This window comes from Streptomyces sp. NPDC107654 (assembly GCF_055639035.1).
In genome coordinates this window covers 36,815-63,016 of sequence record NZ_JBVKBI010000034.1, presented here as the reverse complement: position 1 = coordinate 63,016, position 26,202 = coordinate 36,815, and the positions used below count along the sequence as shown (strand labels likewise).

The window sequence follows — 26,202 nt, the reverse complement described above, 5'->3', positions numbered from 1 at the left end:
CATCGGCGGTACGAGCGCAAGGCCGAGCACTTCCTCGTCTTCACCAGCCTCGCCTGCACCCTCATCTGCTACCGCAGACTCACCAAATGAGATGATGTCTTAGCGGTGTCCCGGCGGCGGACGGCCACGAGCACCAGTCCGCCGAGCACCGTCGCGCCCACCGCGCCGGCCGTCAGGAGCGGCACGCCGTCGCCGCCGGTGCTCGCGAGGGTGCCGCCGGTGGCGGAACCGGTCGTCGTGGACGCGGTGGACGCCGCGCCCGAGGCGGCCGTCGTACCGGACGTGCCCGTCGTCCCCGTAGCGCCCGTAGCGCCCGTCGTCCCCGTCGTCCCCGTCGTATCGCTGCCGCCCGTCGACTGTCCGTGCGGGTCGTTGCCCCCGCCTTCCGTGCCGGCGCCGCCGTTGTCCGCTCCGCCGCTGCCCGTGCCACCACCGGTCGTGGTGCCGCCGGCGGTGCTCGTGCCGGGCTCCCCGCCTCCCGTCACGTCGACGGCGAGGTAGGCGGTGTCGTTCGCCCGGTTCTCGTCGAACACGGGGTGGATGCCGTACACGGAGCCGACCGTCACCGCGCCCTTGGTGCTCCGTGCGGTCTTGCCGATCTCCAGGACGAAGGTGTAGTCGAGGGACTGGTCGACGTCGATGGTGTGGCCGGCGGGCCAGCAGACGTACCGGGTGTGGCCCGGCTCGGACGGTCCGGTCGGCCCGTCGACGCCGAAGGGTGCGCAGTCCCCGGGGACCTCCTTGGCGACGGTTCCCTCCGGGATCCGCACCATCAGGGCGGGCTGGTCGTCGCTGTCCTGGTTCCCGATCCAGCCGGGGCCGTGGTTGCGGAGCGTCGCGGTGACCGTCACCCGGCTGCCGGGCGCGCCCTCCACCAGGTCCCCCTCCGCCGCGAGGTCGGCCGTGCTGTCCGCGGTCAGGGTCAGCCGCCGGTAGCTGTCGTCGAAGCCCTCCCCCGGCGCCTCGCCGGTACGGCCCGTGCCGTACTCGACGGCCTCCATCAGGGCCTGGGGCAGGGCCTTGAACCGTACGGGGGTGGTGATCGAGGCGCCGGGCCGGACGACCGTGTCCAGCTCGCACAGCGCCTGCCGGAAGTGGTCGGCGAGGGTCGAGTAGGTGCAGCCCGCGACCTGGTCCGGGAAGTCGAGTCCCCGGGTCAGCCGGAGCCGGAAGGTGACGCCGTCGGCGGGCGCGGTGCCCTTGTTGGTGACGGTGACGGAGTTGTCGTAGATCTCACCCGGCTTGGGGGAGGCGACCGGGAGGGCGGAGACCACCAGGTCGGGAGCCTGCTCCTCGGCGTGCGCCACGGGGACGGCGAGGACGGGGACGCCGATGCCGATGGCCGCGGCGGCCACGGCGGCCGCCGTGGAACGGAGGGGTGCGCGCACGGTGGATCTCCTCTTCGTATGCACAGGGGTATGCGCAGGGGTGTGCACATCGGCATGCGTCGGCATGCCGGACGGCGGGCGGCTGGTCATGGCCGCCGGGTACGGCACCGTCATGTACTGGACACACGAGAGGTATCTGGGGTTGCAGGGAATCCTCGGCGCGATCCTGGGCAGTCTCCCCGGAGAGGAAAGCTCTGGGCAAAGATCGGGCGAGCGTGGACGAGGAACGCGTGGCGGACACCGCAGGCAGCAGCGAACAAGACGAACACGACGAACCCGACGGACTATCGGTCACCCGGTCCGATGTCGACGGTGTCACCGTCGTCACGGTCAACGGCGAGGTCGACCACCACACCTCCGGCGCCCTGCACCGGGCCCTCACCCCCGCCGATCCCGACGGGGCGCGCACGGTGGCGGACCTCAGCGGGGTGCCGTTCATGGACTCCAGCGGCATCAACGCGCTCATCGCCGCGCACCAGGCCCACGCTCCGGCGGGCTGGTTGCGGCTGGCCGGAGTCCGCAGGTCCGTCCTGCGCACCCTGGAGATCGTCGGCCTGACCCCCCTCCTCCCCTGCTACCCCAGCGTCCGCGACGCCCTGGACGGCTGACGGGAAGACCCCGGAACCGACGAGGACTTGAGCCAGGGGGCCGCGGACGCGGTGAGGCGGGTCAGGACTGCGGGCGCCGCCCGTGGTTGGCCGCGTGCTTGCGCCGCCCCTTCTTCTTCCGGCGTCGCTTCGAGGACATGGGCACCTCCTGGGACAGGGAGCGGAGCATGACATGCTCCACCTGCGGGACGTAAGGGACATAAGCAAGATATCCCTGCGTTCCTCGGCACTCCACCGGAGGGAACGCCGGTGATGCGTCTGACTATGATGCGAAATGCCGGACTTTCCGTGCGTTCGTCCGCACCCAGAGGAGCAGACACCATGACCGGTGTTCCCGTGCCGATCAGCGCCCAGGCCCGCCGTGCGCTGGAGCAGGAGCTGGCCGACCTCCGGGCCGAGCGCCGGCTGGTCGCCGGCACGCTCCGGGACCTCTCGGTGGGCGACCAGGCCGACCAGGCCGACGAGTTGCGGCGCGCCGATCAGCTCGGACGCCTGGACCGTCGTATCGGGGACATCACCGAACGGCTCAGCCAGGCGGAGACGGCCGGGCCCGCACCCACCGACGTGGTCGGCGTGGGCAGCACCGTCACCGTCCGCTTCTCCGACGGGGCGACGGAGGCCCTGCAGATCGGCGAGGTCGCCGAGGCGCTGGACCAGGTGCTGGTCACCGCCGACAGCCCCCTCGGCCGCGCGCTGCTCGGGCGGCGGCCCGGGGACACCGTGCGCTACGACACCCCGGACGGGCCTGCGTCGGCGGTGGTCGTGTCGATCGGGGAGTGACCGGCGAGCGGCCGTCGAGACGTCCCGGAGTGAGCGGGAGACCACGCCGGGAAGGGGGCGGGGGCTTCGACGGACGGTACGTCAGGATCCCCCGTCCGCAGGCGCCGTGGGCTCGCTCCGCCGTACCGAGCAGTGCAGCGAGTCGTCCCGCACGTCGGCCACGATGGTGTCACCGGGCTCGCCCTCGCCGCTGAGCAGGATGGTGGCGATGCGGTTGTCGAGTTCCGCCTGGATCGTGCGGCGCAGTGGCCGGGCGCCGAACTCCGGCTGGTGACCGTGGGCGATGAGCAGCTTCTTGGCCGCTTCCGAGACCTCCAGGCCCAGGCCCTGGGCGTGCAGCTTGCGCCGGCTCTCGTCCAGCAGGTGGTCCACGATCCGCCCCAGGTCGTCCTCGGTCAGACCGTGGAAGATGATGATGTCGTCGATCCGGTTGAGGAACTCCGGCAGGAACCGGATGCGCAGATCGTCCATCAACTCGTCCCTCAGCTCGGACACATCACCCTTGTGGTCCAGGATGCGGTGCGCGCCGATGTTGGACGTCATGATGACGACGCAGTGCCGGAAGTCGACGGTGCGGCCCTGGGCGTCGGTCAGCCGTCCGTCGTCCAGGATCTGCAGGAGGGTGTTGAAGACATCGGGGTGGGCCTTCTCCACCTCGTCGAAGAGCACCACGCTGTAGGGCCGGCGGCGGACCTTCTCGGTGAGCTGACCGGCCTCCTCGTAGCCCACGTATCCGGGAGGCGCGCCGACCAGCCGGGCAACGGTGTGCTTCTCCTGGAACTCGCTCATGTCGAACCGGATCATGCGATCGTCCTCGCCGAACAGCAGGGCGGCGAGGGTCTTGGCCAGTTCCGTCTTGCCGACGCCGGTCGGGCCGAGGAAGAGGAAGGACCCCACGGGCCGGTGGGGGTCGCCCATGCCGGCGCGGTTGCGGCGTACGGCCTGGGAGACCGCGGTGACCGCCTCGTCCTGGCCGACGATCCGCGCGTGCATCTCCTCTTCCAGCCGGAGCAGCCTCTCCTTCTCGCCGGCGGTGAGCTGGGAGACCGGGATGCCGGTGCGGCGGGAGACGACGTCGGCGATGTCGGAGGCCGTGACGGAGACGACGCCCTCGCGGCGCTCCTCGATGCCGGCGAGTTCGCCCTCCGCTTCGGCGATCTCCCGCTTGAGTTCCGACGCCTTCTCGAAGTCCTCGGCGGAGACGGCCTGTTCGAGTTCCCTGCGCAGCTTGGCGATACGGTCCTCACGGCTGACGATCTCGGTGGAGCGTCCGGCGCTGCGCAGCCGCACCCGGGCGCCTGCCTGGTCCATCACGTCGATCGCCTTGTCCGGCAGGAAGCGGTCGCCGATGTACCGGTCGGACAGTTCGGCGGCGGCCGTCAACGCCGCGTCGTCGAAGCGGACCTGGTGGTGGGCCTCGTAGGAGTCGCGCAGCCCCTCCAGGATCCGCACCGTCTCCTCGACCGTGGGCTCGGGGACCAGCACCGGCTGGAACCGGCGCTCCAGGGCGGCGTCCTTCTCGACGTACTTGCGGTACTCGTCCAGGGTCGTGGCGCCCACGACGTGGAGTTCGCCGCGCGCGAGGGCGGGCTTGAGCATGTTGCCCGCGTCCATGGATCCCTCGCCGGTGGCGCCGGCGCCGACGACCGTGTGCAGTTCGTCGATGAAGAGGATGATGTCCCCGCCGGCCGCCTGGACGTCCTCGATGACCTTCTTCAGCCGCTCCTCGAACTGTCCGCGGTACTGCGCGCCCGCCACCATGCCGGACAGGTCCAGCGAGACGACCCGCTTGTTCCTCAGGGCCTCGGGGACCTCCTCCGCCACGATGCGCTGGGCCAGGCCCTCCACGATGGCGGTCTTGCCGACCCCGGGTTCGCCGATCAGGACGGGGTTGTTCTTCGAGCGCCGGGACAGGATCTCGACGGTCTGCTCGATCTCCTCGGCCCGCCCGACGACCGGGTCGAGCCTGCCGGCCCTCGCCTCCTCCGTCAGGTCGCGGCCGTACTCGTCCAGGGTGGTGGCGGGCTGCTTCCGCTCGGTCTGCGCTCCCTCCGGGCGCGGCGCCCCCTGCTCGGTCAGCCCGGGAAGACGCTTGGTGTCCAGGCCCTCCGCCCGCAGCATCCGGGCGGCACCCGTGTCGTTGTCGCCGAGCAGGGCGCTCAGGATGTGTTCGGGGCCGATGTAGGACACGCCGGCCGCCTGCGACCGGACGTAGGCGGCGCGGAGGGTGCGCTTGGCCGCGGGGGTGAGGCCCGGCTGTGCGGAGGGCTCGCCGGACTCGCGCGGCAGGACCTTGGCCAGCTCGGCGGCGACCGTGTCGGGGTCCACACCGACCTGGGAGAGCAGCCGGCGGGACGGGGCGACCTGGGTGGCCGCCCAGAGGAGGTGCTCGGTGTCGAGGTCGGGGGTACCGTCCTCGGCGGCCCGCTGCGCGGCCCGGTGCAGCAGTTCCTGCGAGGACTCCGTCAGCAGCCGTCCGATGGGGACGCGCTGCACCGCGGGGGGCGAGGACGCCGGTGACATACCGAAGAAGCGGTTCAGCAGCTCGCTGAACGGGTCCGACGAACCGAACGGTGCACCGAACGACATCGACATGGGGGCTCCAGGCGCGCGAGGGGGGAGCGATCCGGGGAGGGAGTCTGCGGGGGAGGCCGGGGTCGGGGATCAGGGGTCGGCTGGGGGTCGGCTCGGGGTCGGCTGGGGGTCGGCTCGGGGTCGGCTGGGGGCAGGGGGTGCGGCTGGGGGTCAGTACTCACTGAAACCCGGTGCTGACGGCACCGCAAGCTGAGGCTGCCGGCGGCGGTCGGGGACGCTTCCGGTTGGGGACGCGGGGTGAGGAGGGGCGAATACGGACGATGAGCCTTGTGCGGCCGGCCCCTGTCGGGGCGAGGCCAATGCGCAGGCGCTAGCGTGAGGAGATGCGCCATGAGGTCACCGACGCCGACACCGCGATCCGGATGGGCAGCGGAGACGTACCCGTCCTCGCGACGCCCCGGCTGATCGCGTGGATGGAGGCGGCGACCGTACGGGCCGCGGCCCCCTTCCTGGAGGCGGGTCGGACGACCGTGGGTACGGCGGTCCGCGTCGAGCATCTGCGGGCGACGGGAGTGGGCGCCGAGGTCGAGGTGACCGCCGAGCCCGCTTCCGCTTCCCCAGGCCGGCGCCTCACCTTCGCGGTACGCGCAGTCGACGGTTCGGGCCGGGTGGTCGCGAGCGGCGAGATCGAGCGCGCGGTGGTCGACCGGCAGCGGTTCCTCGCCCGGCGGTCGGACGCGGGGGCGAGCGATGGGGCACCGGACGAGGGAGGGGCGCCCGACCCGGTGCCGTCCGAGGGACCTGACGCCTGACTCGGTGCCGTCCGCACGTCTTGCCGTCTGGCGTGGTGCCGTCCAAGGGACTCCACGCCTGACCCGGTGCCGTCCGCACGTCTGCCGCCTGACGCGGTGCCGTCCGACCGTCCACCGTCCGGTGTGGCCCTGTTCGAGGGCGCGCCGTCCGGTGCGGTGCCGCCCGGGTGTGGCGTCCGAGGGTGTGGCGTCCGGTGCGGTTCCGCCCGGTTCTGCGCCGTCCGGTACGACGACACCCCGGGGGGCCGCCGTCCGACACGCCCTCGCCCCTGGATCCGCCGCCGACGCCATGCCGTCGCAGGCCTCGTCGGCTCGGCGCCCGGACCACCGCCCCTCACACCCGCTGGTCCGCCGTCCGGTACGACAACGCGCTCGAGCCTGTCCGGAGGGGTTTTCCGGGCGTGGCTCGATGTGTGGAAGAGCCAGGCGCCGTTGCCCACGCGGGCCGCAGGGGTGGACTGCTGTGGCCGGGAGGATCAGGAGTGTCGCCTTGTCCGATGAGATCGCGCTGCGTCCGGTGACCGCCGAGGATCTCGACCTGTTCGAGCGGGAGTTCAGCGGGCCGGAGGGGGCCGGCCCGTACCAGTGGTTCGGCTTCGTCTCGCCGGCCGGCCTGCGTCGGCGGTTCACGGAGACCGGACTGCTCACTCCCGACGGTGGCGTGCTGTCCGTGGCGGAGGCGGGCGGGACGGTGGGGCGGGTCGAGTGGTTCCCCGGCACGTGGGGGCGGCCCGCCACCTCCACCTGCTGGACCCTGGCGATCGGCCTGGTGCCGGCCGCGCGCGGCCGCGGCATCGGCACCCGGGCCCAACGGCTGCTGGCCGAGTACCTCTTCGACCACACGAGGGCCGAACGGCTCCAGGCCTGGACTGACTGCGCCAACCTCGCCGAGCAGCGCGCGCTGGAGAAGGCGGGCTTCGTCAGGGAGGGCGTACTGCGCTCGGCCCAGTGGCGCGAGGGCCGGTGGCACGACCAGGTGATCTTCTCCATGCTCCGCGCGGAGCGGTCCGGCGGCCGACTGGGGTGAACGCAGGGCGGCTTCAGACAGGCGTGTGCCCTTGGAGGTACGCCCGCACCGGGTCGGGCAACGGCGTTCCCGCGGTCTCCCCGATCGGTGTCCAGCGCAGTTGTTCCGGTGTGAACCGGCCTCCGGACGACGGTGACTCGGTCAGGAGTTGGCACACCACGGCCGTCTCGCCCACCGGTTCACCCGCCGTTCCGCCCGCCGCGTCTCCGGGGTTCAGCGACTCGGTGCCGTCGACCAGGTAGCCGGTGGTCTCGTAGACGATCCGTGCCGCGGTGGCCTGGGCGGTCTCGGCCGGCTCCGGGGTGCCGGAGGGCAGGTCCCAGCCGTCTCCGTCCTGCACCAGCAGTACCCGCCCGTCGTACACCACGACCGCCCGCACCACGCCCTCGGTCTGCTCAAGCGTCATTCGTCTCCCTCCCCAGGCACTTCGTGCCTACCCAGGGCGGCCCGGTGCTGCACCTGTCAGTACAGCACCGGCAGGTCCCCGGGCCGTACGCGCACCGTCACCGGGAGAGTGGCCTCCACCTCGCCGTCGGCGCCGTAGGGGACGGGCCGGTCGGCCTCGATGCGCAGTTCCCGGCCCTGGAGGACGCGTACTTCGGGGCGCCGGACGTGGGCGCCCGTCTTCAGCTCGTTCATCAGGGTGAAGAACAGGCGGCGCGGGGCCTCGCGGATCAGCACGATGTCCAGCAGGCCGTCGTCGACGCGTGCGCCGGGCGCGATGAGCCGGCCGGAGCCGTAGTAGGGGGAGTTGGCCACGACGACGCTGTAGCCGCGGTGGTGGTGCTCCTCTCCGTCGACGGTGACGCGGTAGCCGGCCGGCCGCCAGGTGGTGACGGCACGCAGGCCGCCCGCGTAGTAGGACGCGGCGCCGCGCAGCAGCCGGGCGTTGTTGGCGTGCCGGTTGGCCTCCGCGTCGACGCCGGCGTACACGCTGCCCAGGACCACCGTGCGCGGGTGGACGGCCGACTCCACCTCGATGGTGTCGACGGGCCGCGGCTCGGCGTGCAGCAGGATCTTCGCGAGTGCGTCCGGTTCGGCGGGCAGGTGCAGCGCGCGGGCGAAGTCGTTGCCGCGGCCGGCTGGTACGAGGCCCAGGACGGTGCCGGTGCCGCTGAGCGCGCCGCCGATGCCGCCCGCGATGCCGTCGCCGCCCACGGCCAGCACGATCCGGCCGCGTTCTCCGGCGGTGCGGGCGATGTCCTGGGCGTGGGCGAGGCTCTGGCTGTACTCGGTCTCCAGCTCGGCGCCGGCCGCGCGGAGCAGCCGGGCCAGCTGGAGCAGGGTCGCCGCCCCGGTCGAGCCGCCCGCGGTGGGGTTGACGACGGCGGTGAACTGGCGCATCGAATGGGCCTCCGAGGCAGGCGGTCGGGTCGGTGGGGTCAGTCGGTGGGCAGCAGGACGCCGGGGTTGAGCAGCCCCTCGGGGTCCAGGCGGCGCTTGACGGCGCGCAGGGCCGAGACGCCGAGCGGGCCGGCCTCGCGGACGAACCAGTCGCGGTGGTCGGTGCCGACCCCGTGGTGGTGGGAGATGGTGCCGCCGGCCGCCAGCACGGCTTCGTTGGCCGCGTGCTTGGCGGGCGCCCAGTGGGCCACCGGATCCTCGCCCTGGGCGCTGACGACGGTGAAGTACAGGGAGGCGCCGTTCTCGTACACGTGGGAGATGTGGCACATGACGAGCGGCGGGGTGCCGGCCTGGGTGAGGGTGTCGGTGAGCGCCGTGCGGACGGCCGCGTAGAGGTCGGGGACGGCGGACCAGAAGGCCGCGGTCTCCAGCGTCTCGGCGAACGCGCCCACGTCGAGCAGGGCGTCGCGCAGGTACGGCGCCGAGTAGCGGCCCTGCGCCCAGCGTTCGCCGGGTTCGGTGCCGACCAGGGTGCCCCCGCAGTCCGTCAGGACGGCCGCCGCCCGTTCGCGGCGGTGGGCGGTGTCCTCGGCGGTCCCCTCGTAGCCGGTGACGGCCAGGCAGCCCGCTCCGCCCTGGGCCGGGTCGGCGCCGATCGCGTCGGGCTGGGCGAGGCCGACGAGCGTCTCGGTCTCGTCGGACAGGCGCAGCACGGTCGGCCGGGGCCCGTCCTGGGCGAGCCGGCGCAGAGCGGCGGCGCCCGCCTCGAAGGAGCCGAACCGCCAGCCCTCGTAGACCCGCGCCTCCGGGCGGGGGCGGATCCGCACGGTGACGGAGGTGATGACGCCGAAGGCGCCCTCGGAGCCGAGGATGAGCTGGCGCAGGTCCGGTCCGGCCGCGGAGCGGGGGGCGCGGCCGGTCTCGAGGGTGCCCTCGGGGGTGGCGAGGGTGAGTCCGAGGACCATGTCGTCGAAGCGGCCGTACCCGGCGGAGGCCTGTCCGCTGGAGCGAGCGGCGGCGAAGCCGCCGATGGTGGCCCACTCGAAGGACTGCGGGAAGTGGCCGAGGGTGAAGCCGTGTCCGGCGAGCAGGGCCTCGGCCTCGGGTGCGCGCAGGCCGGGCTGGAGGACGGCGGTGCGGGAGACGGGGTCGAGGTCGAGCAGGCGGTTCATGCGGCGCAGGTCCAGGGCGACGAACGCGCTGCGCTGGGGGGCGAGTCCGCCCACCACCGAGGTGCCGCCGCCGAAGGGCACGACGGCGAGACCGTGGACGACGCAGGCGCGCAGGACGGCGAGGACCTCGTCGTGGTCGGCGGGCAGGACGACGGCCTGGGGGACGTCGGTGACGTCGCCGGCGCGGATGCGCAGCAGGTCGGGGGTGGACTTGCCGCGGGTGTGCCGGACGCGGATCTCCGCGTCCGTGCGGACGTGCTCCTCGCCGCCGACGGCCGCGGCGAGCGCCCGGAGGGCGGCGGGGGCGGCCGTGGGGGCGGGCGGTCGGATGTCCTCCAGGGCGAGGGCGGGCGTGCTGCGCGGCTTGACGCCGAGCAGGTCGCGCAGCAGCCCGGTCACCGAGTCGGGCAGCGGCGCCGCCTTGGCCGGGTCGCCCCAGCCGTTCCACAGCATGTCCATTGAACGGTCGTCCTCACAGGTCGGTGTGCTGGTCGGTGTGCTCGGTCGGTGCTCGGTCCGGTGCTCGGGCGGCGCGGCTCGGCTGCCTTCCGCGGGGCCGGACCGCTTCCGTCCGGGCCCTGGGGCGTTACACTGTGACACATGACGCCTATTCGTCACAACGGTTCGGGCAACGCTTCGGGCAACGGCTCGGACAGCGGCTCAGGCAACGGTTCCGACAACGACCCCGTGCTCGACGCGGTGCGCGACTGTGTGCTGGCGGTCGGAGTGCGCCGCACCACGCTCGCCGACGTGGCCCGCCGCGCCGGCGTCTCCCGGATGACGCTCTACCGGCGCTGGCCCGATCTGCGCACCCTGGTCGGCGACCTGATGACCCGGGAGTGGATCGGCGTGGCCACCCGGGCCATACCGGCACCCGCGCCCGGCGTCACCACGCGAGCCCGGATCGTGGACGGAATGGTGGCCGGCGTCGAGGCGTTCCGCGCGCACCCCCTCTTCCACAAGATCGTCGACGTCGATCCGGAACTGCTTCTGCCGTACGTCCTCGACCGCCGCGGCGCGAGCCAGGAGGCGCTGCTGGCGCTGCTGGCCGACGCGCTGCGCGAGGGCCACGCGGACGGGTCGGTACGGCCCGGCCACACCGAACGGCAGGCCCGCGCCCTGCTGTTGACCGTGCAGTCCTTCACCCTGTCCCTGCGCACGATGACCGACGAGGACGATCCGGAGCTGGACTCCGCCGCGTTCCTCGGCGAGCTGCGCACCCTCCTGGAGAGGACCCTGACGCCATGAGCCACACCGAGGCCGCGCCCGGCTCGTCCCTCAGCAGCCACCGGCGCCGCCGGGAACTGGCCGAGGCCGCCGACGGCCGGGTGGCCGACGTCCTGGTCGTCGGACTGGGCGCCACGGGCGCCGGAGCCGCCCTGGACGCGGCGGCCCGCGGCCTGGACGTCGTCGCGGTGGACGCCCACGACCTGGCGTTCGGCACCTCCCGCTGGAGTTCGAAGCTCATCCACGGCGGGCTGCGCTATCTGGCCTCCGCGCAGTTCGACGTCGCCCACGAGAGCGCGGTCGAACGCGGGGTGCTGATGACCCGGACCGCCCCGCATCTGGTGGCCGCCCAGCCGTTCGTGCTGCCGCTGACCCCGCTGGTCTCCCGGGCGCAGGCCTCGCTGGCGTGGACCGGGTTCCGGGCCGGGGACCTGCTGCGGCTGGCCGCCCGGACCCCGCGCCAGGTGCTGCCCGCCCCGCGCCGGCTGTCGGCGACCGAGGCCCGGCACCTGGCGCCCTCGGTGCGCGCGGCCGGGCTGCGCGGCGGGCTGCTGTCCTGGGACGGCAAGGTGACCGACGACGCCCGGCTGGTCACCGCCCTGGCCCGGACGGCCGCCGCGCACGGCGCACGCGTGCTGACCCGGGTACGGGCTCTGGAGCTGACCGGGACGGGCGCCCGGATCCGGGACGAACTCACCGGCGAGGAGGGCGAGATCAGGGCCCGCGCCGTGATCAACGCCACCGGCGTGTGGGCGGGCACCCTCGCCGAGGGCATCCGGATCCGCCCGTCCCGCGGCACCCACCTGGTGCTCCGCTCGGAGCGGCTCGGCGCCCTGCCGGCGGGCCTGCACATCCCGGTGCCCGGGGAGACCAACCGCTTCGTCCTCGTGCTGCCGCAGGGGGACGGCCGGGTCTACGTCGGACTCACGGACGAGCCGGTCGACGGCGGCATCCCGGATGTGCCGGAGGTGCCGGAGACCGACATCGGCTTCCTCCTGGACGTGCTCGGCTCCGTCCTGGACACCCCCGTGACCCGGGAGGAGGTCGTCGGCGCCTTCGCCGGACTGCGCCCCCTGCTGGACACGTCCGCGGACGCCGGTGCCCCGGCCCGCACCGCCGACATCTCCCGCCGGCACGCGGTGGTGGCCTCCCCGGACGGTGTCACCACCGTCGTCGGCGGCAAGCTCACCACCTACCGTCGGATGGCGCAGGACGCCGTGGACGCCGTGATGGAGTCCCGGGGCCTGGGCGCCGCCCCCTCCCCCACCGCCGCGCTTCCGCTGACCGGCGCCGCCGCCCCCGACCGCCTGCGCGCACTGCCCGCACCCCGCCGTCTGGTCCGCCGGTACGGCACCGAGGCCGTGGCGGTCCACGCCCTCGCCGCCGAGGACCCCGCCCTGGCCGAACCGGTCCTGCCCGGCCACCCCGTCACCCGGGCCGAACTGCTCTGGGCGGTCCGGCACGAGGGCGCCCTGGACGAGTCCGACCTCCTCGACCGCCGCACCCGCATCGGCCTGGTGCCCGAGGAACGCGCCGAAGTCCTGAGCGTCGCACGGGAGATGCTGGAGAGGTCCACCGCCCTGCGGCCGTGACACGGGCGGGGAAACCTGCACAACCGGGAGGGGATCTGCACAACCGGCGCCCGGGCGCACGCGAGCCCGGGCGCCGGTGTGCGTTTGGTCCCTGCATGCCGACGGATTTCCGGAAATACGGTCGCACTCCAGGGATGTCCGACCACGTCGGACCAGGGTTGTACAACCACTCAGGAAACGCCGGGTCCTTACACCCGGCGAACCATCACGGAGCACCAGCTTCGCGACTTGTTTCATCATATTCCGATACCCCCGACAATAGCAGGGGAACGATTTGGCAAAATGCCGCGACGTGTTTGCGTCGGGCGGTGCACGGAAAGCCATTGCCGAGGAGGCGCACGCGGGTAGAATGCACCCCGGGGCACGCCCCTGAGAAACGGAGGATGTCGGTGTCGGACAACATCGAACACATAGTGATCCTCGGCGGCGGCACGGCAGGCTGGATGAGCGCCGCATATCTCGGCAAGGCGTTACGAGGAGCGGTCCGCATCACGGTTCTCGAAGCGCCTGGCATTCCGAAGATCGGGGTCGGCGAGGCCACCGTGCCGAACCTGCAGCGCGTCTTCTTCGACTTCCTCGGCATCCCGGAGGACGAGTGGATGCGCGAGTGCAACGCCTCCTTCAAGATGGCCGTGAAATTCATCAACTGGCGGACCCCTGGCGAGGGAAGTCCCACCGCGCGCACGCTGAACGGCAGGCCGGACCACTTCTACCACCCGTTCGGCATCCTTCCGCAGGAAGACGGCGTTCCGATCACCCATCACTGGTCCGACCGCGCGGGGCGCGGCGAGACGGACCTGCCCTTCGACTACAGCTGCTTCGTCGACCCGGTGCTGATGGACGGCAACCTCGCCCCGCGCCACCCCGACGGCCGGCCCGCCACCCGGTACGCCTGGCACTTCGACGCCCATCTGGTCGCCGACTACCTGCGGCGCTGGTCCGTGGAGAAGCAGCAGGTACGGCACGTCCAGGACCGGATGGTGGACGTCCAGCTGGACCAGAACGGCTTCATCCGCTCCCTGCGCACGGAGAGCGGGCGCACCATCGAGGGCGACCTGTTCATCGACTGCTCCGGCTTCCGCGGCGCACTGATCAACCGGGTCATGGAGGAGCCGTTCCTCGACCAGAGCGACCACCTGCTCTGCGACAGCGCCCTGGCCTGCCCCGTGCCGCACGACGACGCTGCCCACGGGATCGAGCCGTACACGTCGTCCATCGCCATGAAGTCCGGATGGGCCTGGAAAACGCCGCTGCCCGGCCGCTTCGGCACCGGATACGTCTACTCCGGCCAGTTCGCGACGGAGGACGAGGCGGTACGGGAGTTCACCGCGCTCTGGGGACTCTCCGCCGACCGGGAGTTCAACCGCATCCGGTTCCGGGTGGGTCGTAACCGGCGGTCCTGGGTGAAGAACTGCGTCAGCATCGGTCTGTCCTCCTGTTTCCTGGAGCCGCTGGAGTCGACCGGCCTCTACTTCACGTACGCGGCCATCTACCAGCTGGCCAAGCATTTCCCGGACAAGAGCTTCAGCCCGATATTCGCCGATCGCTTCAACAAAGAAATCGCGGCGATGTACGACGAGTCCCGCGATTTCCTGCAGGCACATTTCTATTTCTCACCCCGCGAGGACACGGAGTTCTGGCGGGCGAACAAGGGGCTGAGCCTCGGCGAGGAGATCCGCGAGAAAGCGGAGATGTACCTCAAGGGCATTCCTGTCAATCTGCCGACCGCCGACGAGTCGACGTACTACGGAAACTTCGAGGCGGAGTTCCGTAACTTCTGGACCAACGGCAGCTACTACTGCATCTTCGCCGGCCTGGGCATGCTGCCGCAGCGTCCCATCGCACCGCTCGCGTACGGCCGTGACGGGCGGGCGTCCGCGCAGAGGATGTTCGACGGCGTGGCCCGGCGGCAGCGGGAGCTGTCGCAGACCCTGCCGACCATGTACGACTACCTGCGTGACTTCCACGGAGCGTCCGCCGGTTCCGGCGACCGCGACCGCCATGCCCGCTGACGGCTTCCGGGACCTGATGAGCCGTTTTCCCAGCGGGGTGACCGTGGTGACGGCTCGTGGTCCCGACGGTGAGCCCGTCGGCATGACCTGCTCGTCGGTCACCAGCGTCTGCACCGACCCGCCGACCCTCCTGGTGTGTCTGCGCAGCGACAGCGCCACGCTGGCGGCCGTGCGGACGGGCACGTTCGGCGTCAACATGCTCGACCGGGACGCCCGCGACATGTCCGAGCTGTTCTCGGCCCGCGATGTCGACCGGTTCTCGGCGGTCTCCTGGAAGCCCTCGCCCGCAGGGGTCCCCTGGCTGCCGGACTGCTCGGCCGCCATGGCGGAGTGCCGGGTACGGGCCACCCATCCCGTCGGTGACCACACCGTGGTGCTGGGAGAGGTCGCCCACACCGTCACCAGCGGAAGGCCTCCGCTGCTGTACGGGATGCGACGCTACGCCCGCTGGCCGGACGGACCCGGCCACGGCGACGAGCCCGCCGTCACGGACGGCTCACCACCCAAAAGGAGGCCGTCCGAGCGGACGGTGTGAGGAAGCGATCGGCATGACGGACGACAGTGTGCTGGGCGGTCTCGACGCGGAGACCTGGGACGCCCTGGCCGCGGACCACTTCTACTCGTCGAGCATGTGGCTGAGGCACTGTGCCGACTATCCCGGAGCGACCGTGGGCGCGGTGCACGCGGCCACGGCGGCCGGGCTGGCGGCCGTACCGACCGTGGAGTTCGACGGGTCCCAGCCCCTGAACTACCACTGGCAGAAGATCCTCACCGGCCGGGACCTGCCCGCCCCTGCGGCCGGCGGGCTGCTCGTCGGGCCCCGGCTGGCCTACCAGGCGCACGTGCTGCGCGACTCGGACGACCCCGCTCTCCTGCGTGAGCTGGTCGCCCGGGTCCGGCAGGCCCACGACCGGCTGGAGACGCGCGAGAAGGCGTGCGTGGCGATGTACCTCGGCACCGACGACGTACGGCTGCTGCGCGCCGCCGGCGTGGAGGCGCAGCCCGTGCTGCTGGAACCCGACGCCTGGATCGAGGTGCCGCCCGGCGGGTGGGACGCCTGGCTCGCCTCCCTGACGTCGAAGCGCCGGGTGGCGGTCCGCCGGGAGGTACGGGCCTTCGAGGAGGCCGGCTGCCGCATGACGCACGTCGGTCTGCTCGACTGCTGGGAGCAACTGCCCGCACTGGCCAACTCCATGGCCGTCAAGTACGGATACCCGACCAGGACCCCCGAGTTCCGCGTCGAGTTCGAGCGGTACGCGCGGATGAGCGGGCCGGCCGGTCGCGTGGCCCTGTGCCATGCGCCCGACGGAGCCCTGATCGGGTTCTGCCTGTATTACGTGTGGGGCGACGCCGTGTATCTGCGGTGGGCGAGCTTCGACTACGACCACCTGGTGGGCTGCGAGGAGTACTTCAACCTCGTCTACTACAGCCAGATCAGGCTGGCCGGGGAGCTGGGCGTCCGCTGGGTGCACGCCGGCAAGAAGGCCCTGGAGGCGAAGGTCCTGCGCGGAGCCGAACTGCGCCCGCTGTGGATGCTCGACCTGTCCCCCGACAGCCCGCTGGTGCCGGCGGCGGACCTGGTACGCCGGCACAACGCCCGGCTGCTCGCGGATCTCGAAGCCGGCCCCGGCACCAAACGGGCCGTCAAGAACCGTGCCGAATGGGACCTGTACACCTGACGCCACCGGGCACGCCGCCGCGCCGCGGCGTGCCGGACGCAAGGGGAGGGAACGTGAATCGAGCGGACCACGGGGGCAGGCCGCTTCCCCTGCTCGAAGCAGTGGAGGCATGGGCTGCGAGAACACCGAAGGCCACGGCGGTGTCCGCGCCGGACGGCGCTCTCACCTTCCGCCGGCTGAGCGACGAGGTGCGTGCGCTGGCCGCCGCCCTCCGGGACGGCGGCGCCGGCCCCGGCACCGCCGTCGGCGTCAGCCACGGCCGGTCGTACCGGCAGGTCGTCGGCGTGCTGGCGGTGCTGTGGGCGGGGGCCGCCCTGGTGCCTCTGGACGACCGCAACCCCGCCGACCGGCTGAGCTACATCCTCAAGGACGCCGACGTCCGGATGCTGCTGGGCGGGCTCCCCGCCGGAGCCTCGGTGCCGCGCCTGCGTCACGTCACCGAGCCGGACACGCCCCCGGACACGCCCGCGTCCGCCGGGAGGGCCCCGCTCCCGGCAGCCGGTCCCGACGACACCGCCTACGTCGTCTACACCTCGGGCACGACGGGATGGCCCAAGGGCGTCGAGGTCACCTACCGGAACCTGGACACCTTCCTCCGGGCGCTCACCGAACTCGGACTGCCCTCCGGCGGAACGGGGATCAACGCCGTCTCCCCGGCCTTCGACGGCTGGCTGTGGTGCGTCCTGCTCCACCTCCTCCACGGACAGAGCACGGCGATCATCGACCTGAACCACGAGGCCGCGGGCGACCTCGCGGAGCAGATCTCCGCGGCACGGCCGCGCACCGTCTGCCTGACCCCCTCTCTGCTCGCCACCTGCACGGACGCGCTGGACGGCGTGGAGACGCTGGTCCTGGCCGGTGAACCGTGCCCGCCCGGCCTGGTCCGGCGGCTGCCCGACGGCCTGCGCGTGCTCAACGTCTACGGCCCCACGGAGACGACGATCGCCGCAACCTGGGCGGACAGCGCCCGGGGGGACGACGTCACCACGATCGGCCGCCCCCTGACCGGCTACCACGCCCACATCCTGGCCGAGGACGGCAGCCCTACACCGCCCGGGGAGGTGGGCGAGCTGTACATCGGCGGGCCCGCCGTGGCCCGCGGCTACCGCAACCGCCCGGACCTCACCGAGCGGTCCTTCCTCAAGGACCCGTGCGCCGGGGCCGGGGCGCGGATGTACCGGACGGGCGACCTGGTGATCCGGCTGCCGGACGGACAACTGCGCCACGCCGGCCGGGCCGACGAGCAGATCAAGATCCGCGGCTTCCGGGTGGAGCTCCCCGAGGTGGAACGGACGGCGGGCGAGCTGCCCGGGGTGCGCGCCTGCGCCGCCTTCCGCACCGCCTCGGGCGACAACCTCGGTCTGGCCGTCCTCGGCGGCCCGGAGACGGCCGCGCCGGACTGGCCGGAACGGGTCATCGGCCACTGCGCCACGCGGCTCCCCGCCGCCGTGGTCCCCACGGTGGTGATCACCGTCGACGCGCTGCCGACGACGCCGTCCGGCAAGGTGGACCGGGCCGCGCTGGCGCGGGCGGCCGACGAGATCGCCGCCCGCCCCGGCGGACGCGCCGTGCGGACACCGCGCGAACGACAGGTGCAGGCCGCCTGGGAGGACGTACTCGGCCGGTCCGTGCCGGACGTGCACGGGGACTTCTTCGCGCTCGGCGGCCACTCGCTGCTGGCCGCCCGCACCGTGTCCGAGCTGCGGCGCAGCACCGGTCTGCGGATCTCCGTACGCGATCTGCTGGCCTCCCCGACCATCGCCGGACTGGCCGCCGCGCTCGACCGGATCGCGGCGGAGTCCGGCTCCGGCGGGACGACGGCGGTGAACGACTGATGGCCGGGTCCTGGCTGCTCCCGTGGCATCCGGCGCCCCGGCGGGCCCCTGCGCTGCTGTGTCTGGCGCCGGCGGGGGCGGGCTGCGGGCAGTACCGGCCCTGGCAGGAGCTGCTCGGTGACGACGTGTCGGTCATCGGGGTCGCCCTGCCCGGGCGGGAGTCCCGCTGGCCGGATCCGATGCCCGGCACACTGGACGAGGCGGTGCGAGAGATCGCCGCGGAGGCCGACGCGTTGCTCGCGCCCGGCCAGCCCTGCACGGTGTTCGGGCAGAGCTTCGGCGGACTGCTCGGCTTCGAGGTCGTACGCCGTCTGGCCGCCGACCACGGCAGGACCCCCGTGGCCCTCGTGGTGGCGGCCTGCCGGGCACCCCGGCTGTGGGTCGGGGCGGGCAACGGTCTGCTCGCCGCGGACGACGAGCTGGAGAAGCTGCTGGCGGCCCGCGGCCTCGACCCCGACCTGCTGGACCCCGGCACCCGGGAACTGATGCTGGAGACCCTGCGCGCCGACGTGGAGCTGTCGCTCACCTACCGGCATCCGGGCCGCGTGATCCTCCCCGTCCCCGTGGAGGCCTGGGGCGGCCGGGACGACACCACCGTCACCGCCGCCCATCTCGCCCAATGGGCCGACCACACGGACGACTTCCGCCGGCGGGAGTTCCCCGGCGGCCACTACTTCTGCGCCGAACGCACCGACGACGTCACCGCCTTGCTGCGGACGCTCGCCCGAGAAGGGGACCGGCATGCGAGTTGACCTCCTCGACCCCGACCTCTTCGCCGCCAACGCCTTCTGGCCGACGCTGCGGCACCTGCGGCAGCAGGCCCCGGTCCACTGGCACGACCACCCGGACGGCGGGGGCTTCTGGGTGGTCACCCGCTACGACGACATCGTCGCCGTCTACACGGACCACGACTCCTTCAGCTCCCGCTACGGCATGCGGCTGGACAGCAACCCCGAGGCGGTGTCCGCCGTGGCCCAGCGCATGCTGATCGTCTCCGACGCGCCGGACCACACCCGCCTGAAGCGGGTCCTGGCCGGCGCCTTCGCACCCAATGAGATGCCCCGGTTCGAAGCGCTCGTCCGCCAGGTGGTCCGCGAGACCCTCACCGAGGCCTTGGACCGTGTGGCGTTCGACTTCATCGACATCGCCAAACAGGTGCCCAACCGGGTTGTCTGCGCGTTCATGGGTGTCCCCCGCGCCGACTGGGAGTGGCTCGGGGACATCGCCACCGAGGCCTTCGAGGGAACCGACGAACAGGCCAGGTCCGGGGCGCACAGCGAGATCTTCCTGTACTTCGGCGAGCTGCTCGGCGAACGCCGCAAGTCTCCCGGCGAGGACTTCCTGAGCCGGATCGCGGCGGACGGCGCGCTGTCCGGGGAGACCGGTGACCGACGGCCCCTCACCGACGAGGAGATCGTCTTCAACTGCAACGGGGTGCTGGCCGGCGCGAACGAGACGACACGCTATTCGGCGGCCGGCGGCGTTCTGGCGTTCCTGGAGAACCCGGGACAGTGGGAGCTCCTGCGCTCCTCGTCGGGACCGGAGGCGATCCCGGCGGCCGTAGAGGAGATCCTGCGCTGGACCGTGCCCGGGGTGCACGCGCTGCGGACCGCGCTGCGTCCCGCCCGTGTCGGCGGTGTCGACATCGCCCCCGGCGACCGGGTCACCGTGTGGAACGCGTCCGCCAACCGCGACGAGTCCGTGTTCGCCGACCCCGACGCCTTCCTCGTCCGGCGCACCCCGAACCGGCACATCACCTTCGGCGCCGGACGGCACCTGTGCCTCGGCGCCCGGCTGGCGCGGCTCGAACTCGGCGTGCTCTTCGAGGAGTTGACCTCCCGGGTCAAGGAGTTCCGGCCCACCGGGGAACCCCTGTTCAACGCCTCGAACTTCACCTGGGGCGTGCGCAGCCTGCCGGTCGCCGTCACCCCGGCGTGACGCCGTGCCCCGCCGCACCACGGCTTCCGGAGCTTCCTGTCTTCCGCCAACGTAAGGACGGTCATGTCACCCGAGCTCTTCGTGCTCATCGTGCACCACGTCGGGGACCCCGCAGAGGTCGAGAAGCACACCCCCGGGCACATCGCCTACCTGGAGAAACACCATGCAGCGGGCGTCTTCGTGCTGTCCGGCCAGACCCGTCCCGAGGAGTACGGCGGGGTGATCCTCGCCCGCGGCGTCACCCGCGCCGGACTCGACGCCGTCATCGCCGAGGACCCCTTCGTCCGGTCGGGTGTCTCGGAGTACACGGTGTTCGCGATGGGTGCCCGGCGTGCCCACCCGGACATACTCGCGGTCGTACGGGGAGAGGCCCGGTGACGGGCGCGCCGGACGGGGGCGGTGCGCGGTCGCTGGTGGACGCGGCGCGGCCGGTCGCGCGGCTCGCCGCCGCGCGGGCGGCGGACGCGGACCGGGAGGCGGCGCTCTCCGCGGAGGTGGTCTCCGCGGTCGTCGAGGCGGGCTTCGCCCGGCACTTCGTCCCGAGGGCGCACGGCGGCGCGGAGGGCACGTTCCTCGCGTTCCTGCGGGCCTCTGCGGTGCTGGGCGAGGCGTGCGGCTCCACGGCGTGGTTCGCGTCCCTCGCCGCCACCATGGGACGCGTCACCGCCTGGCTGCCGCGCGAGGGGCGCAAACAGATCTGGCGGGACGGGCCCGACACCCTCATCGCCGGCTCGCTGCTCCCGCAGGGCACCTTCGAGAGGGTCCGGGGCGGCTGGCGGATCCGGGGCCGGTGGCCCTACGTCAGTTCGTGCACCGCGGCCGACTGGGCCCTCCTCCTCGCCCGTCCCGACGGGGGTGACGTCACCGACGCCCGGTTCTTCGCGCTGCCGCGGGAGGCGTACACGGTGGAGGAGACCTGGGCGAGCCTGGGGATGCGCGCCACCGGCAGCCACACCGTGGTGGTGCGGGAGGCCGTCGTCCCGGAGGAACTGTCGTTTCCGCGGGCAGAGTTGTACAGCGGGACGGCCGGCCCGCACGGCATCCCCCACTCGGTTCCGCTGCGGGCCGTGACCGGTCTGTCGTTCGCCGCTCCGGCGCTCGGCACGGCCCGGGGCGCGGCGCGCGTGTGGACCGAGCGCATACGCGGCCGGCTCGCCTCGACCGGAGGCGGTACCCCCGCGCTGGAGCGGGCCGGCTACGACCTCGCGCTGTCGCGGTCCGTGGACGACATCGAGATGGCCGCGCTGCTGCTGGAGCGTGTCGCCGGCTCCGCCGACGAGACCGGGGCGCGCTCCGCCGGCGACCTGTGGGCGGCGGCCCAGGCACGCGGCACGGCGAAGGCGGCCGAACTGCTGCTCAGCTCGGCGGACCGGCTCCTGCGGGCGGCCGGCACCGAGTGCCTGGCCGTGGAGGACGAACTGCAACGGCGGTGGCGCGACCTGCGGACGGTGGCCAGCCACGGCACGCTGCGCTACGCCACGAAGGCCGCCGCCTACGCGGCATGCATCTGGTCGTCCGGTCTGCCGGACGACCCCGGAAACCGAAGGAGCAATCATGCCTGACATCGCTCTGGTCACGGGGGCCAGCCGGGGCATCGGCCGCGCCATCGCGGTGCGGCTCGCCAAGTCCGGGTACGACCTCGCGCTCGTCGCACGGTCGGAGGGGCCGCTCCGGGAGACGGCCGCGGTCGTGGAGGGGTTCGGCCGCCGTGCCCTGACGGCCGCGGCGGACATCACCCGGCGCGATGCCGTGGAGGCGGTCCGGGCGACGGTCCTCGACGCGTTCGGGCACGTCGACGTGCTCGTCAACAACGCCGGGTACGCCGGTCGGCCGCAGCCCTTCGCCGCCTGGGACCCCGACGACTGGTGGCGGGTGATCGAGACGAACCTGCGGGGACCCGCGCTGCTGTGCCGGGCCCTGCTGCCGGGGATGCTCGCCCGCCACAGCGGCTACATCGTCAACATCAACTCGCTGCAGGGGTCGAGGGTGTCCGGCGCCGGCTCGGCCTACGGCGTCTCCAAGGCCGGCCTGATGCGTCTCACCGACGCCGTCGCCGACGAGGTCCGCGGCTCCGGGGTGACCCTGTTCGACCTGAGTCCGGGGCTGGTGCGCACCGAGATGACCTCCGACCGGCCCGACCTCGACGCGCTGCCCGAGAGCGCCTGGTCGCCGCCGGAGGCCGCCGCCGAGAAGGTGGCACAGCTCCTCTCCGGCCGCTACGACGCCCTGCACGGCCGCTTCGTCCACCTCACGGACGATCTGGACGACCTGGTGGGACGGGTCGCGGGCGACGCGCGGCTGCTGCGCATGCAGCCCCCCGCCGACCCGGCTCCCGAGAACGACAAGACCCTCTAGAGGCCCGGAACTTCAGTGAGCGCATCGATACTGATCGTGGGACTGCCCTGGAGCCAGGACGAGCTGGCGCTCGCCGTGCGGGCGGCGCGCGCGCTCGGCGGCCGGCCGGTCGTGGCCGACACCGAGCGGACGCTCGGGGCGGTCCGGCCGCCCGAGGGCTGCACCTTTCTGCCTGTGGAGGAGCTGAGCGTGTCCGCCGTCGTCGCCGCCTGCGGTGACGGCCGGCCCGACCACGTCGTCTCCATCACCGAACTGACCACCGTGCTCGCCGCGGAGATCCGTGAGGCCCTCGGTCTGCCGGGCACCCCGGCGGAGACGGAGACCGCCGTCACGGACAAGTTCCGCACCCGTTCGCTGCTGCGGGCCGCCGGACTGACCGCGGTGGACTGCCGTGAGACGTCGCTGCGTGACCTGCCCGGCGTGCTCGCGTCGGCGGACCTCCCGGTCGTGGTGAAGCCCGTGGCCTTCACCGGCAGCCACGGCGTACGGCACATCGCCGCCCCGTCTGACCTGGCCGCCCTGATGGACTCCTACGACCCCGACGCGGCCGCCGCGTCCGGGCGGGACCGCCTGATCGTGGAGTCGGTGATCCCGGGCGACGAGATCAGCGCCGAGGCGGTCTGTGTGAACGGCGAGGTGCGCCTCCTCGGCCTGACCGACAAGTTCAACACCGGTGTCCCCCACTACTACGAGGTCGGCCATGTCATGCCGAGCCGGCACACCGGGGGATGGCACGACGGGGTGCGGGCCTACCTCCAGGACGTCGTCTCGGTGCTGAAGATCCGGACCTCGGCGCTGCACGCGGAGCTGAAGCTGCACGACGACCGGGTGGAACTGGTCGAACTGCACACCCGGTTCGGCGGCGGAAGCATCGTGCACCTGCTGGCGGAGGCGTACGGGATCCGCGCCTACGACGTCTGGTTCGCTGCCCTGCTGCGCGGCGAGGTGCCCGACGTCCCGCGGGCCCGGGGCACCGCCGGGGTGGCGTTCTTCGGCGGCTGGGCGGGGGCCCCGTTCCGCTGGCACTCGTACGACTTCCCCCATGCCGGCGCCGTCATGGAGCTGACTCTGGACGCACGGGCCCGGCCGAAGGTACGGCAGCACGAGGGCATCCGCCTCGGCTACTGGCGCACGGGCCGGGCCGTCTTCCACGCGACCGGCACGGACGGCCACGCGCGGGTGGCGGAGAACGTGGCCTTCGTACGCGACCAGTTCCTGAGCCTCGACCCGGCCGCCCGCCCGCACGGCGGTCCGACGCACCACGAAGGGACCCACCGGTGACGCACGTTCTCATGGTCGGCTTCGGCTCCGTCTTCCTCGACGCCGTGGAAGGGGCCGTCCCCGGCGACAGCATCGTGGTGCTGGAGGAGCCCGACAACATCCGGCACCGCGGCCTGGCCGGGGAGGCGGAGCGCAGGGCCTGCCTGCGCGAGGTGGTCCCGGCCGCCTACCAGCAGGGCGGCGACTGCCTCGACATCGCGACGGAACTGCACCGGAACCGGCCGTTCGAGGCGGTGGTGCCGGCCCTGGAGTACGCCGTGCCCGCCGCCGCGGCGATCGCGGAGAAGCTGGGCCTGCCGGGCGCGACGTCCCGGGCGGCCGGTGTCCTCCGCGACAAGCTGCTGCTGCGGGCCGTCACCGGCAGGGCCGGGATGCCGGCGCCCCGCTGGCGGGAGATCCACGGACCGCGCGACATCGTCGAGTTCGCCGCGGGCGGCCCCGTGGTCGTCAAGCCCGCCGACCGCCAGGCGAGCGTCGGTGTCCAGCTGCTCGACCACTGCGATCTCCCCGAGGCCGAACGGGCCTGGCGGACGCTGCTGGAGGCCGCCGAGCCCGGCCATGCGCCGGACCGTCCGATGGACCGGCGCTTCCTCGCCGAGGAACGGGTGTACGGCACCGAGTACAGCGTCGAGGTCCTGGTGTGCGAGGGGCGCATCGAGTTCTTCAACGTGACCGAGAAGTCGGTGACAGGCGGCCGGCATCCGGTGGAGTCCGGCCATGTCCTGCCCGCGCCGGTCAGTGCCGGGACGGAGCAGGACCTGCGGACCGCGATGCGCCGGCTCATCGGGGCGACCGGGTTCGGGTCCGGGATCCTGCACGCGGAATGGATCATGACGGGGAGCGAGCTGGTCCTGGTCGAGTGTGCCGGCAGGTGTCCCGGCGACCGGCTGACCGATCTGCTCGACCTGGCCTACGCGACCGAGATCCGGCCGGCCCTGATCGAGATCCTTGCGGGCCGGCGCCCGCGCCTTCCGCAGCGGGCGGCGGGAGCGGCCGCCATCCGGTTCATGTCCGCGCCGCCCGGCGAGGTGGTGTCCGTGGAGGGCGTGGCGGAGGCCCGCCGGCGTCCGGGCGTGCACAGTCTCCAGGTGACGGTCGGCGAGGGCGACCGGATACGTCCGTGGTCGTCCTCCTGGGACCGGTACGGCTATGCGCTGGCCACCGGCCGGACCCCGGAGGAGGCGAACAGCCGGGCGGTCGCCGCCGCCGCCTCGGTCCGCGTGCGGACCCGGTGACGGCCATGGCGAACGGGAACACCTCGGCCGAGCGGACCGGGGCGGGAGACGGGGCCGGAGCGGGAGACGGGGCCGGAGCGGGGAACGGGGCCGGCGTGGCGGACGGCCGGGCCGCGCCGGCGCCGTGGACGCGGCTCGGGCGGTGGCTGACGGCCCTGTGGCCCTCCGGCCGCGCCGAACGCGGCCTCGTCGCGATGGCCCTCGCCGACGCCACCGGGACCGGAGCGTTCCTCTCCGTCTCCGTGCTCTTCCTCACCCGTGCCGTCGGGCTGTCCGCCGCCCAGGTCGCCGTCGGCCTCAGCCTGGCGGCCGGTGTGGGGCTGGTGACGACCGTGCCCGTGGCGATGGTCGCCGACCGCTTCGGGCCCAGACGTCTGCTGGTGCTGGTCACCCTGTGGCGGGCGGCGTGCTTCGTCGTCTACCCCTTCGTCCCCGGCTTCACCTCTTTCATGGTGCTCATGGTGCTCATGGGCCTGGTCGACAAGGCGGCCGCGCCGCTCGGGCAGGTGCTGGTCGGCATGGCCGTGCCGGAGGACGCCCGGGTGCGCACCATGGCGGTCATGGGAGCGGTCCGCAACTGCGGGTACGCGGGCGGCGCCCTGCTGGGCAGCCTTGCGCTCCTCGCGGACCACTGGTCGGCCTACGCCACGGTCATCCTCGCCAACGCCGCCTCCTTCGTGGGCCTGGCCGCCCTCGCCGGGCGGCTGCCGCTGCGACCGGGTGCGACGGCCGACGCCTCCCGGCTGCGCCGGACGCTGTCCTTCGACGTCTTCCGGGACCGCCCGTACGTCGTGCTCGCGCTCCTGAACGGCGCGCTGACGATGCACATCACCCTGCTGAGCGTCGGCATACCGATGTGGGTGACCCAGGCGTCGCACGCGCCCCGGTCGACGGTCTCCGCCGTGGTGGTCCTCAACGCCGTCCTGGCCGTCCTCTTCCAGGTGCGGGCGAGCCGGGGGGCCGAGGAACTCGCCACCGCGGCCCGGCTGATGCGGACGGCCGGGCTCGCCCTCGCCGTCTGCTGCGTCCTGCTCGCCCTGGTGCCCCGCTTGTCCGCCGTGCCCGCCGTCGCGGTGCTCCTCGCCTCGGCCGTCGCCCTGACGGCGGGCGAGCTGTTCCAGTCCGCGGGCGGCTGGGGCGTTTCCTACGGTCTGGCCCGCAGCGGCCAGGAATCCGCCTACGTCTCCCTCTTCTGGCTCAGCGTGGGCCTGCAACAGATCATCGCGCCCCTGGTCGTCGCCCTGGTGATCAGCCGTGGCGCGCTCGCCTGGCTGCTGGTCGGCGCCCTCCTGGCGGCGGCGGGTGCGGTGGCGCCCCGGAGTGTCGGGTGGGCCGTGCGCGACCGGGAGAACCCACGGCACCGGCACAACGAGGAGAACTGA

24 protein-coding genes and 1 pseudogene are annotated in these 26,202 nt (G+C 73.1%); 19 read left to right on the top strand and 6 right to left on the bottom strand.

Translation table 11 applies throughout. The features are described from left to right. Positions 1 to 90: pseudogene (locus ACZ7N4_RS36015) on the top strand (IS5/IS1182 family transposase); the annotation flags it as partial. Here ACZ7N4_RS36015 and ACZ7N4_RS36010 read toward each other — a convergent pair. Next, positions 69 to 1,388 (bottom strand): hypothetical protein, encoded by a 1,320-nt coding sequence (locus tag ACZ7N4_RS36010; protein ID WP_471367533.1) that lies wholly within the window; start codon positions 1,386 to 1,388, stop codon positions 69 to 71. The pseudogene ACZ7N4_RS36015 and the gene ACZ7N4_RS36010 sit on opposite strands and share 22 nt — an antisense overlap. A gap of 194 nt (positions 1,389 to 1,582) precedes the next feature. Between ACZ7N4_RS36010 and ACZ7N4_RS36005 the strand changes: the two genes are divergently transcribed. Continuing rightward, entirely contained in the window at positions 1,583 to 1,996 is a 414-nt protein-coding gene (locus tag ACZ7N4_RS36005; RefSeq protein WP_471367536.1) for an STAS domain-containing protein, read from the top strand. Positions 1,997 to 2,057: 61 nt separating this feature from the next. Here ACZ7N4_RS36005 and ACZ7N4_RS36000 read toward each other — a convergent pair whose 3' ends face one another. Then, positions 2,058 to 2,165 (bottom strand): hypothetical protein, encoded by a 108-nt coding sequence (locus ACZ7N4_RS36000; protein ID WP_467927901.1) that lies wholly within the window; start codon positions 2,163 to 2,165, stop codon positions 2,058 to 2,060. A 152-nt stretch (positions 2,166 to 2,317) separates the two neighbouring features. On the opposite strand from ACZ7N4_RS36000, the gene ACZ7N4_RS35995 reads away from it, so the two are divergent. Beyond that, positions 2,318 to 2,776 carry a GreA/GreB family elongation factor gene (locus ACZ7N4_RS35995; protein ID WP_471367530.1) on the top strand — a complete coding sequence of 153 codons (459 nt, stop codon included), beginning with the start codon at positions 2,318 to 2,320 and terminating at the stop codon, positions 2,774 to 2,776. 81 nt (positions 2,777 to 2,857) lie between these two features. Here ACZ7N4_RS35995 and ACZ7N4_RS35990 read toward each other — a convergent pair whose 3' ends face one another. Beyond that, entirely contained in the window at positions 2,858 to 5,371 is a 2,514-nt protein-coding gene (locus ACZ7N4_RS35990) for an ATP-dependent Clp protease ATP-binding subunit (RefSeq protein WP_471367527.1), read from the bottom strand. A 323-nt stretch (positions 5,372 to 5,694) separates the two neighbouring features. On the opposite strand from ACZ7N4_RS35990, the gene ACZ7N4_RS35985 reads away from it, so the two are divergent. Next, positions 5,695 to 6,123, top strand: a complete 429-nt coding sequence (locus ACZ7N4_RS35985) for a thioesterase family protein (protein WP_471367524.1) — start codon at positions 5,695 to 5,697, stop codon at positions 6,121 to 6,123. Positions 6,124 to 6,613: 490 nt separating this feature from the next. After that, positions 6,614 to 7,150 (top strand): GNAT family N-acetyltransferase, encoded by a 537-nt coding sequence (locus ACZ7N4_RS35980; RefSeq protein WP_471367522.1) that lies wholly within the window; start codon positions 6,614 to 6,616, stop codon positions 7,148 to 7,150. Between the two features lie 13 nt (positions 7,151 to 7,163). On the opposite strand, the gene ACZ7N4_RS35975 is transcribed toward ACZ7N4_RS35980, so the two are convergent. The 3 genes from ACZ7N4_RS35975 to ACZ7N4_RS35965 are packed head-to-tail and all read right to left on the bottom strand — an operon-like array spanning position 7,164 to position 10,125. Next, positions 7,164 to 7,556 carry an NUDIX domain-containing protein gene (locus ACZ7N4_RS35975; RefSeq protein WP_471367520.1) on the bottom strand — a complete coding sequence of 131 codons (393 nt, stop codon included), beginning with the start codon at positions 7,554 to 7,556 and terminating at the stop codon, positions 7,164 to 7,166. Between the two features lie 56 nt (positions 7,557 to 7,612). Continuing rightward, positions 7,613 to 8,494 (bottom strand): YegS/Rv2252/BmrU family lipid kinase, encoded by an 882-nt coding sequence (locus ACZ7N4_RS35970; protein WP_471367518.1) that lies wholly within the window; start codon positions 8,492 to 8,494, stop codon positions 7,613 to 7,615. 38 nt (positions 8,495 to 8,532) lie between these two features. Continuing rightward, entirely contained in the window at positions 8,533 to 10,125 is a 1,593-nt protein-coding gene (locus tag ACZ7N4_RS35965; protein WP_471367516.1) for an FAD-binding oxidoreductase, read from the bottom strand. Between the two features lie 141 nt (positions 10,126 to 10,266). Between ACZ7N4_RS35965 and ACZ7N4_RS35960 the strand changes: the two genes are divergently transcribed. The 14 genes from ACZ7N4_RS35960 (at position 10,267) to ACZ7N4_RS35895 (ending at position 26,202) form a co-directional block, all read left to right on the top strand. Further along, the gene (locus ACZ7N4_RS35960) at positions 10,267 to 10,914 is read left to right on the top strand and encodes a TetR/AcrR family transcriptional regulator (RefSeq protein WP_471367515.1); all 648 of its coding nucleotides are present in this window, start codon (positions 10,267 to 10,269) and stop codon (positions 10,912 to 10,914) included. Further along, positions 10,911 to 12,485: a glycerol-3-phosphate dehydrogenase/oxidase gene (locus ACZ7N4_RS35955; RefSeq protein WP_471367514.1), complete on the top strand. Its 1,575-nt coding sequence runs from the start codon at positions 10,911 to 10,913 to the stop codon at positions 12,483 to 12,485. Before ACZ7N4_RS35960 ends, ACZ7N4_RS35955 begins: the two co-directional genes overlap by 4 nt. 383 nt (positions 12,486 to 12,868) lie before the next feature. Continuing rightward, complete coding sequence (locus ACZ7N4_RS35950) at positions 12,869 to 14,497, top strand: tryptophan halogenase family protein (RefSeq protein WP_471367513.1); 1,629 nt, start codon at positions 12,869 to 12,871, stop codon at positions 14,495 to 14,497. Beyond that, positions 14,487 to 15,032: a flavin reductase family protein gene (locus tag ACZ7N4_RS35945; protein WP_471367511.1), complete on the top strand. Its 546-nt coding sequence runs from the start codon at positions 14,487 to 14,489 to the stop codon at positions 15,030 to 15,032. Before ACZ7N4_RS35950 ends, ACZ7N4_RS35945 begins: the two co-directional genes overlap by 11 nt. 13 nt (positions 15,033 to 15,045) lie before the next feature. Further along, the gene (locus tag ACZ7N4_RS35940; protein ID WP_471367510.1) at positions 15,046 to 16,176 is read left to right on the top strand and encodes a GNAT family N-acetyltransferase; all 1,131 of its coding nucleotides are present in this window, start codon (positions 15,046 to 15,048) and stop codon (positions 16,174 to 16,176) included. Beyond that, positions 16,158 to 18,011 (top strand): non-ribosomal peptide synthetase, encoded by a 1,854-nt coding sequence (locus tag ACZ7N4_RS35935; RefSeq protein WP_471367508.1) that lies wholly within the window; start codon positions 16,158 to 16,160, stop codon positions 18,009 to 18,011. Before ACZ7N4_RS35940 ends, ACZ7N4_RS35935 begins: the two co-directional genes overlap by 19 nt. Beyond that, on the top strand, positions 18,011 to 18,763 hold the full coding sequence (locus ACZ7N4_RS35930; RefSeq protein ID WP_471367505.1) for a thioesterase II family protein: 753 nt from the start codon (positions 18,011 to 18,013) through the stop codon (positions 18,761 to 18,763). Before ACZ7N4_RS35935 ends, ACZ7N4_RS35930 begins: the two co-directional genes overlap by 1 nt. After that, a complete protein-coding gene (locus ACZ7N4_RS35925) occupies positions 18,753 to 19,949 on the top strand; it encodes a cytochrome P450 (RefSeq protein WP_471367503.1) in 1,197 nt (398 codons plus the stop codon). Before ACZ7N4_RS35930 ends, ACZ7N4_RS35925 begins: the two co-directional genes overlap by 11 nt. Positions 19,950 to 20,012: 63 nt before the next feature. Then, positions 20,013 to 20,327, top strand: a complete 315-nt coding sequence (locus ACZ7N4_RS35920) for a YciI family protein (RefSeq protein WP_471367501.1) — start codon at positions 20,013 to 20,015, stop codon at positions 20,325 to 20,327. Then, on the top strand, positions 20,324 to 21,511 hold the full coding sequence (locus tag ACZ7N4_RS35915; RefSeq protein ID WP_471367497.1) for an acyl-CoA dehydrogenase family protein: 1,188 nt from the start codon (positions 20,324 to 20,326) through the stop codon (positions 21,509 to 21,511). The genes ACZ7N4_RS35920 and ACZ7N4_RS35915 overlap by 4 nt, the downstream gene beginning before the upstream one ends. Next, positions 21,504 to 22,304: an SDR family NAD(P)-dependent oxidoreductase gene (locus ACZ7N4_RS35910; RefSeq protein WP_471367495.1), complete on the top strand. Its 801-nt coding sequence runs from the start codon at positions 21,504 to 21,506 to the stop codon at positions 22,302 to 22,304. Before ACZ7N4_RS35915 ends, ACZ7N4_RS35910 begins: the two co-directional genes overlap by 8 nt. 15 nt (positions 22,305 to 22,319) lie before the next feature. Continuing rightward, positions 22,320 to 23,585, top strand: a complete 1,266-nt coding sequence (locus tag ACZ7N4_RS35905; RefSeq protein WP_471367492.1) for an ATP-grasp domain-containing protein — start codon at positions 22,320 to 22,322, stop codon at positions 23,583 to 23,585. Then, the gene (locus ACZ7N4_RS35900; protein ID WP_471367491.1) at positions 23,582 to 24,820 is read left to right on the top strand and encodes an ATP-grasp domain-containing protein; all 1,239 of its coding nucleotides are present in this window, start codon (positions 23,582 to 23,584) and stop codon (positions 24,818 to 24,820) included. Before ACZ7N4_RS35905 ends, ACZ7N4_RS35900 begins: the two co-directional genes overlap by 4 nt. Positions 24,821 to 24,825: 5 nt before the next feature. Next, a complete protein-coding gene (locus tag ACZ7N4_RS35895) occupies positions 24,826 to 26,202 on the top strand; it encodes an MFS transporter (protein WP_471367490.1) in 1,377 nt (458 codons plus the stop codon).

Coding starts and splice junctions, on each gene's coding strand:
- ACZ7N4_RS36000 (WP_467927901.1), bottom strand. CDS start 2,165: ATGCTCCGCTCCCTGTCCCAGGAGGTGCCCATGTCCTCGAAGCGACGC.
- ACZ7N4_RS35995 (WP_471367530.1), top strand. CDS start 2,318: ATGACCGGTGTTCCCGTGCCGATCAGCGCCCAGGCCCGCCGTGCGCTG.
- ACZ7N4_RS35990 (WP_471367527.1), bottom strand. CDS start 5,371: ATGTCGATGTCGTTCGGTGCACCGTTCGGTTCGTCGGACCCGTTCAGC.
- ACZ7N4_RS35985 (WP_471367524.1), top strand. CDS start 5,695: ATGCGCCATGAGGTCACCGACGCCGACACCGCGATCCGGATGGGCAGC.
- ACZ7N4_RS35975 (WP_471367520.1), bottom strand. CDS start 7,556: ATGACGCTTGAGCAGACCGAGGGCGTGGTGCGGGCGGTCGTGGTGTAC.
- ACZ7N4_RS35970 (WP_471367518.1), bottom strand. CDS start 8,494: ATGCGCCAGTTCACCGCCGTCGTCAACCCCACCGCGGGCGGCTCGACC.
- ACZ7N4_RS35965 (WP_471367516.1), bottom strand. CDS start 10,125: ATGGACATGCTGTGGAACGGCTGGGGCGACCCGGCCAAGGCGGCGCCG.
- ACZ7N4_RS35960 (WP_471367515.1), top strand. CDS start 10,267: ATGACGCCTATTCGTCACAACGGTTCGGGCAACGCTTCGGGCAACGGC.
- ACZ7N4_RS35955 (WP_471367514.1), top strand. CDS start 10,911: ATGAGCCACACCGAGGCCGCGCCCGGCTCGTCCCTCAGCAGCCACCGG.
- ACZ7N4_RS35950 (WP_471367513.1), top strand. CDS start 12,869: ATGTCGGTGTCGGACAACATCGAACACATAGTGATCCTCGGCGGCGGC.
- ACZ7N4_RS35945 (WP_471367511.1), top strand. CDS start 14,487: ATGCCCGCTGACGGCTTCCGGGACCTGATGAGCCGTTTTCCCAGCGGG.
- ACZ7N4_RS35940 (WP_471367510.1), top strand. CDS start 15,046: ATGACGGACGACAGTGTGCTGGGCGGTCTCGACGCGGAGACCTGGGAC.
- ACZ7N4_RS35935 (WP_471367508.1), top strand. CDS start 16,158: ATGGGACCTGTACACCTGACGCCACCGGGCACGCCGCCGCGCCGCGGC.
- ACZ7N4_RS35930 (WP_471367505.1), top strand. CDS start 18,011: ATGGCCGGGTCCTGGCTGCTCCCGTGGCATCCGGCGCCCCGGCGGGCC.
- ACZ7N4_RS35925 (WP_471367503.1), top strand. CDS start 18,753: ATGCGAGTTGACCTCCTCGACCCCGACCTCTTCGCCGCCAACGCCTTC.
- ACZ7N4_RS35920 (WP_471367501.1), top strand. CDS start 20,013: ATGTCACCCGAGCTCTTCGTGCTCATCGTGCACCACGTCGGGGACCCC.
- ACZ7N4_RS35910 (WP_471367495.1), top strand. CDS start 21,504: ATGCCTGACATCGCTCTGGTCACGGGGGCCAGCCGGGGCATCGGCCGC.
- ACZ7N4_RS35895 (WP_471367490.1), top strand. CDS start 24,826: ATGGCGAACGGGAACACCTCGGCCGAGCGGACCGGGGCGGGAGACGGG.